At 73.1% G+C, this 8,357-nt stretch carries 7 protein-coding genes; all 7 read left to right on the top strand.

Features of this window, described 5'->3' with window-relative positions; genetic code table 11:
* A partial coding sequence (locus tag ABD296_RS48205) for an AAA family ATPase (RefSeq protein ID WP_344284850.1) occupies positions 1 to 2,432 on the top strand: 2,432 nt, incomplete at its 5' end.
* A 329-nt stretch (positions 2,433 to 2,761) separates the two neighbouring features.
* Positions 2,762 to 3,133 carry a globin domain-containing protein gene (locus tag ABD296_RS48200; RefSeq protein WP_344284847.1) on the top strand — a complete coding sequence of 124 codons (372 nt, stop codon included), beginning with the start codon at positions 2,762 to 2,764 and terminating at the stop codon, positions 3,131 to 3,133.
* Positions 3,134 to 3,140: 7 nt separating this feature from the next.
* Positions 3,141 to 4,364 carry a globin domain-containing protein gene (locus tag ABD296_RS48195; RefSeq protein WP_344284844.1) on the top strand — a complete coding sequence of 408 codons (1,224 nt, stop codon included), beginning with the start codon at positions 3,141 to 3,143 and terminating at the stop codon, positions 4,362 to 4,364.
* A 5-nt stretch (positions 4,365 to 4,369) separates the two neighbouring features.
* Complete coding sequence (locus ABD296_RS48190) at positions 4,370 to 5,062, top strand: DivIVA domain-containing protein (protein ID WP_344284840.1); 693 nt, start codon at positions 4,370 to 4,372, stop codon at positions 5,060 to 5,062.
* Between the two features lie 102 nt (positions 5,063 to 5,164).
* Positions 5,165 to 6,328: a signal recognition particle-docking protein FtsY gene (ftsY, locus tag ABD296_RS48185; protein ID WP_344284837.1), complete on the top strand. Its 1,164-nt coding sequence runs from the start codon at positions 5,165 to 5,167 to the stop codon at positions 6,326 to 6,328.
* A 269-nt stretch (positions 6,329 to 6,597) separates the two neighbouring features.
* Positions 6,598 to 7,941, top strand: a complete 1,344-nt coding sequence (locus ABD296_RS48180; RefSeq protein WP_344284834.1) for an ammonium transporter — start codon at positions 6,598 to 6,600, stop codon at positions 7,939 to 7,941.
* A complete protein-coding gene (locus tag ABD296_RS48175; RefSeq protein WP_131764050.1) occupies positions 7,938 to 8,276 on the top strand; it encodes a P-II family nitrogen regulator in 339 nt (112 codons plus the stop codon). The genes ABD296_RS48180 and ABD296_RS48175 overlap by 4 nt, the downstream gene beginning before the upstream one ends.
* The last annotated feature ends 81 nt before the right edge of the window (positions 8,277 to 8,357 follow it).

The following is an 8,357-nucleotide window of genomic DNA, read 5'->3' as shown; positions in this document are numbered from 1 at the left end:
GGCTCGCGGACGCGCGGGACGAGGCCGCGCAGCGCGCCGAGACCGCGCAGGCCGAGTTCGAGGCGTTCGAGGCCGAGGTCGTCGAGGACCCGGTGCTCGCCGCCGAGCACGAGGCGGCGCAGGAGGCGCTCGCCGCCGCCGAGGACGCCGCCGAGGACGCCCGCGCCGCCGTCGACGAGCCGCGCCGCGCGCTCAAGGAGGCCCGGTCCGCCGTCGCCGCGGCCCGGTCCGCCGACCAGGCCGCGCAGAAGAAGGTCACCGCGCTGCAGGCCCGGATCGAGGCGCTGAACCTGACGCTCGCGAGCGCCGCCGACGGTGGCGAGGCGCTGCTCGCGGCCGGCGCCGACGGCTCGGTCGAGGGCGTGCTCGGCACGGTCGCCTCGCTGCTGACCGTCCGACCGGGATACGAGACCGCGGTGGCCGCCGCGCTGGGCGACGCCGCGCAGGCCATCGCCGTCGGGTCGCTCGACACCGCCGAGGCCGCGCTGGGGCTGCTGCGCGCCCGCGACGCCGGCCGCGCCGGCCTGCTCGTCGGCGGAGGAGCCCTCGACCGGTCCGAGCGTGTGCAGGGCGTCGACTACGCGGCAGACGCGGTGACCGTGCCCGACGCGGTGCGTCCCGCGCTGGAACATCTGCTGCGCGGCGTCGCGGTGGTGGACGACGTTCCCGCCGCCGCCGCGCTCGTCCGCCGCGAGCCCGCGCTGCGCGCCGTCACCCGCGACGGCGACCTCGTCGGCGCGCACTGGGCGCAGGGCGGCGCCGCCGGCGGCGGGCAGAGCCTGCTGCAGATGCGCGCCACCCTCGACCAGGCCACCGAGGACCTCGCCGCCGCAGAGACCGCCGCAGAGACCGCCGCCGATGAGCTCACCGCCTCGGCGGAGGCCGAGCAGTCCGCCCAGACGGCCCTGGACGCGGCGCAGGCCGCCGCCAACCAGTCCCAGACCGGGGTGAACCAGGCGCAGGCCGAGCTCGACCGGGTCCGCGCGCGGGTGCGCGAGTTCGACGCGCAGGCGGCGCAGGAGGCCAAGCGCGCCGCCCGGCTGGAGGCCGACGTGCGCGCCGCGCGCGGCGAGGCGGAACGGCTCACCAAGGCGCTCGACGCGGCGAACGAGTCGCTGGAGCGCGACACCGAGGCCGCCGAGGAGCTGGCGATGCGCCTCGCCGAGTCGGAGGAGGCCGCCGAGGTCGCCGACGAGGCCGGGGACGACACCGACGCCCGCGACGAGCTCGCCGAGCGCTGCCGGGTGCTGCGGTCGTCGGAGATGGAGGCGCGGCTGTCCGTCCGCACCGCCGAGGAGCGCGTCCAGGCCATCACCGGACGCGCCGACGCGCTGGAGCGCGGTGCCCGCCGCGAGCGCGAGGAGCGGGCCCGCGCCGCCGAGCGCCGCGCCCGCCGCGAGGTCCAGGCCAGGACCGCCAAGGCCGTCCTCAAGGCCGCGCGGACGGCGCTGGAGCGGATCGAGCTGTCGCTGGCCGCCGCGGTCCGGCGGCGGGAGGCGGCCGAGCAGGCCAAGGCGGTCCGCGAGGCCGAGCTGAAGGTCGTGCGCACCCAGGTCCGGGAGCTGTCGAGCACGCTGGAGCGCCTGGTCAACGTCGTGCACGGCAACGAGGTCGCGCGCGCCGAGCAGCGGCTGCGCCTCGAGCAGCTCGAACAGCGCGCGCTGGAGGAGTTCGGCCTGGAGGTCGACTCCCTCGTCAACGAGTACGGTCCCGACCAGCCCGTCCCGCCCGACCCCGACCAGGGGGAGGACGCCGTGCCCGTGCCCTACGTCCGGGCCGTCCAGGAGAAGCGCGCCAAGACCGCCGAACGCCAGCTCAACCAGCTCGGCAAGGTCAACCCGCTCGCGCTGGAGGAGTTCGCGGCCCTGGAGGAGCGGCACGCGTTCCTCACCTCCCAGCTGGACGACCTGAAGAAGACCCAGCGGGAGCTGCTCGCCCTGGTCAAGGAGGTCGACGACCGGGTGCAGCAGGTGTTCGCCGCCGCCTACGACGACACCGCCCGCGAGTTCGAGCGGATCTTCGCGCGGCTGTTCCCCGGCGGCGAGGGCAGCCTGTCGCTGACCGAGCCGGAGGACATGCTGGCCACCGGCGTCGAGGTCGCGGCCCGCCCGCCCGGCAAGAAGGTCAAGCGCCTGTCGCTGCTGTCGGGCGGCGAGCGGTCGCTGGTCGCGATCGCGTTCCTGGTCGCGGTGTTCAAGGCCCGCCCGTCGCCGTTCTACGTGCTGGACGAGGTCGAGGCCGCGCTGGACGACACCAACACCCAGCGGCTCATCACCGTGTTCGAGGAGCTGCGCGAGTCGTCCCAGCTCATCGTCATCACGCACCAGAAGCGCACCATGGAGGGCGCCGACGCCCTCTACGGCGTCAGCATGCGCGGCGACGGCGTCACCCAGGTGGTCAGCCAGCGGCTGCGCGAGCACGAACCCGCCTGATCTTTCATTTGCTGACAATACCGGGCCATTCCCGATGTGCCGGGGTATAGGCCGCCGTCTCGTTATGTGGACGCGTTGAAGTTATTTCCCGGCCCAATGGCGCACGGCCCGCCGGCATTCTCGCCGGTGACGGGTGAACGGGGGCCGCCACGTGCACCGACCGTGACGCGGCGGCGACGCTGGCGGCCTTGTGCCCGCCCGGCGCATTCCACTAGTCATGTGCCCCGTGGTTCCCCGGACTCCCTTCCCGGACGCCCCGCCCGGGTGCGGCGGACCACTGGAGAGGCATGGTCGTGGACCCGCAGAAACTCAAGGATAATTTCGCTCAGGTGGGCGCCAACGGGATTATCGTCGCCGAATATTTCTACGCGGATCTGTTCGCCCGGGAACCGCAGCTCAGGAGCATGTTCCCGGCCGCGATGAGCAAGCAGCACGAGGTGCTGCTGGGCGCGCTGTCGCAGATCGTGTCGTCGGTCGACGACACCGCCGCGCTCGTCCCGTTCCTGCAGGACCTCGGCCGCCGGCACCACGGTTTCGGCGTCGTCGCCGACCATTACGCGCCCGTCGGGGCCAGCCTGCTGGCGACCCTCGCCCACTTCAGCGGTCCCGACTGGAACGAGGAGCTGGAGCGGGACTGGGCCGCCGCCTACGGCCTGGTCGCCCAGGTCATGACGGAGGCCGCCGCCGAGCCCGTCGCCTGACCGCGGCGTGGACGCCCAGCGCCTCAAGGACAACTTCGCCGCCGTCGCCGAGCAGGGCGACGCCGTCGCGTTGTTCTTCTACTCCGACCTGTTCGTGCGCAACCCGCACCTGCGCGACATGTTCCCGATCGGGATGACGGGGCAGCGCGACAAGCTGCTGCGCGCCCTCGGCCAGATCGTGGCCAAGGTCGACGACCTGCCCGGCCTCGTCCCGTTCCTGCAGCAGCTCGGCCGCGACCACCGCCGGTTCGGGATCGTCGCCGAGCACTACCCGAACGTCGGGGCGAGCCTGCTCGCCACGCTCCGGCACTTCTCCGGCCCGGCCTGGACCGAGGACGTCGAAAGCGACTGGAACGCCGCCTACAGCCTGGTCGCCAAGGTCATGCTGGAGGCCGCCGACGAGAACGCGCTGTCCAGCCCCGCCTGGTGGAACGGCCAGGTCGTCGCGGCGGAGCGGCGCCGCTTCGACATCGCCGTGCTGCGCATCCAGCCGGACCGCCCGCTGCCCTACACGCCCGGCCAGTCCGTCGCGCTGGAGGTGCCGTCCCGGCTGCGGCACTGGCGGTACTACTCGATGGCGAACGCGCCCCGCCCCGACCACACCGTCGACTTCCACGTCCGGCTGGTGGACGGCGGGCCGGTCAGCCCCGTGCTCGTCCGCGCGACCCAGCCCGGCGACCGCGTCCGGATGGGGGCGCCCATCGGCACCCTCACGCTGGACGGGTCGTCCGACCGGGACGTGCTGCTCGTCGCGGGCAGCACCGGGCTGGCGCCGCTCAAGGCGATCCTGGAGCAGATCGCCGGCCGTCCCGCGCCGCCGCGCGTGCACCTGTTCTTCGGCGCCCGCGACCGCGACGGCCTGTACGACCTGGAGCACCTGAGCAAGCTGGACGCCGAGCTGCCCTGGCTGACCGTCGTGCCCGCCGTGTCCGACGAGGCCGTCCCGGACGAACCGGGCGGGCACGGCTTCTCCGCGCTCCTGGGCTCGGGCGGCGGCTTCGGCCAGGCGGGCCCCGGTCAGGCGGGCCCCGGCCACGCTCGGGCCGACCATGAGGGCATCGAGTACGGCGACCTGCCCGACGTGGTCGCCAGGCGCGGTCCCTGGCCCGGGCACGACGCGTACGTGTGCGGGCCGGCGGCGATGGTCGAGCCCGCCGTCGAGCGGCTCGCCGCGTCCGGCGTCGCACGCGACCGCATCCGCCTGGAAACCTTCGCCGACGCACAGAGGTGACCGCCGTGAACTCCCCGAACCTGCCCGTCGTCCCCGACGGCTCCCGGCTGACCCCCGGCGAGCTGCAGTCGGTGGTGTTCGCGCGGGCCGCCCTCGGCCGCCGCGGCTACGACGAGGACCAGGTCCGCGGCTTCCTGCAGTACGTCGAGCGGGAACTCGTCCAGATCCTCAACCACAAGGCCGCGCTGGGCGAGGAGGTGAACCGGCTGCGCGCCCAGGCGGGCCGCGGCGGCGGCGTCATGGCGCCGGAGGACGCCCACTTCCAGGCCGTCCGGATCCTGTCGCAGGCCCAGCAGACCGCCGACCTGTACGTCGCCGACGCCGAGCGCTACACCCGCGAGCTGGCCCACGAGGCCCGGCTGCACCGGGAGGCGATCCTGTCCGACGCCAAGGGCCGCGCCGAGCAGCTGCTGGAGGACGCCCACCGCAAGGCCGCCGAGGTCGCCGAAGCCGCGGTACGCTCGGTGCCGCCACCCGCCGGCACGGCACCGTCCGGGCCCTCGCCTGCGGACGTGCTGCCGGACGGCGAGCGGCGCGACTTGGAGCGCGAGATCGCCTACCTGCGCACCTACAGCGAGGTCTACCGCACCCACCTGCGCTCCTATCTGGAGGCTCTGCTGCACAACGTCGACGAGTGGGAGAGCTCGGAACGGGCATCGGTATCGGGGCAGACACCGGGGCCGCCGCTCCGGGGCTGATCGAGCACGCCCGCGAGGGGCGTGCTTTTCGCGCGTGCGGGGAGCGGGGGCGGCCGGCGGGTGTTCGGCCCAGGAGCCCTCGTCTGGAAAACTGGGGACGCTATGGAATATGTGATCGTCATCGTCGCGCTCTGCGCGGTCGCGCTGATCGTCGGCGGGGTCACGCTGCTGCGCCGCCCGTCCCGCCGCCGCCGTCCGCCCGTCCCGCCCGCCGAGCGGCCGCCCGCCGAGCAGCACGGCGCGACCGCCGTCGACGAGGCGGAGGCCGCCGCCCCCACCCTCGAGCGCGCGCCGCCGACCGAGGAGCCGGCGCCGCCGCCCACCATCGAGATCGAGCAGCCGCCGCCCGGCGCGGGACGGCTCGTCCGCCTCCGGGCCCGGCTGGCCCGCTCCCAGAACGCGTTCGGCAAGACCCTCCTCGGGCTGCTGTCGCGCGACACCCTCGACGACGACGCCTGGGAGGAGATCGAGGACACCCTCATCACCGCCGACATGGGCGCCGCCGTCGCCCGCCAGGTCACCGACGACCTGCGCACCCGGGTGCAGGTGCTCGGCACCCGCAGCCCGGGGGAGGTCCGCGCGCTGCTCAAGGAGGAGCTGGTCAAGCAGATCGGCGCCGACCTGGACCGCTCCCTGCGCACCGACGCGCACGGGGACCGGCCGGCGGTGCTGATGGTCGTCGGCGTCAACGGCACCGGCAAGACCACCACCTGCGGCAAGCTCGGCCGCGTCCTGGTCGGCGACGGCAACACCGTGCTGCTCGGCGCCGCCGACACCTTCCGCGCCGCCGCCGCCGACCAGCTGGAGACCTGGGGCACCCGCGTCGGCGCGCAGGTCGTCCGCAAGGACGAGGGCGCCGACCCGGCCAGCGTCGCCTTCGACGCGGTCAAGCAGGGCATCGACACCAAGGTCGACGTGGTGATCATCGACACCGCGGGGCGGCTGCACACCAAGACCGGGCTGATGGACGAGCTCGGCAAGGTCAAGCGGGTCGTGGAGAAGCAGGCCGAGGTGGACGAGGTGCTGCTCGTCCTGGACGCCACGACCGGGCAGAACGGCATGCAGCAGGCCCGCGTGTTCGCCGAGGTCGTCAACGTCACCGGCGTGGTGCTGACCAAGCTGGACGGCACCGCCAAGGGCGGCATCGTGGTTCAGGTGCAGCGCGAGCTGGGCGTCCCGGTCAAGCTGGTCGGCCTGGGGGAGGGCTCCGACGACCTGGCACCCTTCGAGCCGGAGGCGTTCGTGGACGCGATCCTCGGGGACTAGACCGCATCGGCGGCCCGGCGCCCCGCGACCCATTGCGGTCGCGGGGCGCCGGCCTTTTCGGCCTGCCCCCGTGTTCCCGCCGGACCATGACCCAAGGAAAAGGAAACCGTCACCCACTCCGGGGTAAGGCGGTGAGGCTTCCGAAACACTCTCGAAACATCCGGCGGAGGGGTTTCACACCCCGGAAACACCGGAGCCGTCCGGGTGAAACGGCCGCACAAGAATCTCTGAGCATCCACGTTTCCGGTCGAGGAGGGGCACTCTCCGAGATGAAGATCGATACAGGCGCGACCGCCTGGATGCTGGCGGCAGCGGCGCTGGTGCTGCTCATGACACCCGGACTCGCCTTCTTCTACGGCGGCATGACACGGGCCAAGAGCGTCCTCAACATGATGATGATGTCGTTCGGCGCCATCATCAGCGTCACCATCCTCTGGGTCCTCTTCGGGCACACCATCGCGTTCACCGACAACGGCAGTTCCTTCGTCAACAAGTTCATCGGGGGATTCGACGCCGTCGGACTGAAAGGCGTCGCGACGCAGGTGTCCGAAGGACTGCTGCCGGACCAGAGCGACAACATTCCGACAATGGTCTTCTCGATGTTCCAGCTGACGTTCGCGATCATCACGGTCGCGCTCATCAGCGGCGCCATCGCGGACCGTGCCAAGTTCGGCGCCTGGATGGCGTTCACCGTCGTCTGGGCCTCGCTGGTGTACTTCCCCGTCGCGCACTGGGTGTGGGGCACCGGCTGGCTGAACAAGCTCGGCATCGAGGACTTCGCGGGCGGCACCGTCGTGCACGTCAACGCCGGGGCCGCGGGCCTGGCGCTGGCGCTCGTGCTGGGCAAGCGGCGCGGCTGGCCCAAGGAGCCGATGCGGCCGCACAACCTGCCGTTCGTGCTGCTCGGCGTCGGCCTGCTGTGGTTCGGCTGGTTCGGCTTCAACGCCGGCTCCGAGCTCGCCGTGGACGGCACGACCGGCCTCGCCTTCATGAACACCCAGATCGCCACCGCGGTCGCCGCCGGCGCCTGGGCGCTGGTGGAGAAGCTGCGCGACGGCCACGCCACCACCCTCGGCGTCGCGTCCGGCGCCGTCGCCGGGCTCGTCGCGATCACCCCGGCGTGCGGGTTCGTCGACCCCTGGGCGGCCATCGTCCTCGGCGCCGTCGCCGGCACCGTCTGCGCCTACGCGATCGGCCTGAAGTACAAGCTGGGCTACGACGACTCCCTCGACGTCGTCGGCGTCCACCTCGTCGGCGGCGCGATCGGCGCCCTGTCGCTCGGCTTCCTGGCCGCCTACCCGTTCCTGCCGGGCCAGCACAAGGGCCTGTTCTACGGCGGCGGCGTGCACCAGCTGGGCCTGCAGGCGCTCGGCCCCGTCGTGATCGGGCTGTACTCGTTCGCCATGGCCTGGGTGATCGGCAAGATCATCGACAAGACGATCGGGTTCCGGATCTCCGAGGACGACGAGGCCGCCGGGATCGACGTCACGGCGCACGCCGAGACCGCGTACGATCTCGCTCCCGCGGGAGGCGGCGCCGTCCGCGCCGCCGGTCCCGGCAGCGCGGCGCCGCGTGCGGTGTCGCCCGACAAGAAGGTGGAGGCCGAGGCGTGAAGCTGATCACCGCCGTCATCAAGCCGTTCAAGCTGGACGAGGTCAAGGCGGCCCTGGAGACCTTCGGGGTCAAGGGGATGACCGTCAGCGAGGCCAGCGGCTACGGCCGGCAGAAGGGCCACACCGAGGTCTACCGCGGCGCGGAGTACAAGGTCGACCTCGTGCCCAAGCTGCGGGTCGAGGTGCTGGTGGACGCCGAGGACGCCGACGACATCATCGACGTCATCGTCAAGGCGGCCCGCACCGACAAGATCGGCGACGGCAAGGTCTGGGCGGTCCCGGTGGACACCGTGGTCCGCGTCCGGACCGGCGAGACCGGCCCGGAAGCCCTCTAGGAGCGGTGTGACCCTCGTCCATCCTCCGGCCGGAGACCGGGCTCCCGAGGCCGCCCGCGCCGACCTGGCGGCGGCGCGGGC

Origin of the sequence: Actinomadura napierensis, assembly GCF_039529375.1 — a bacterium.
Lineage (GTDB): Bacteria > Actinomycetota > Actinomycetes > Streptosporangiales > Streptosporangiaceae > Spirillospora > Spirillospora napierensis.
Note: the sequence above shows the minus strand (reverse complement) of the source record. Positions and strands in the feature narration are given on the sequence as shown.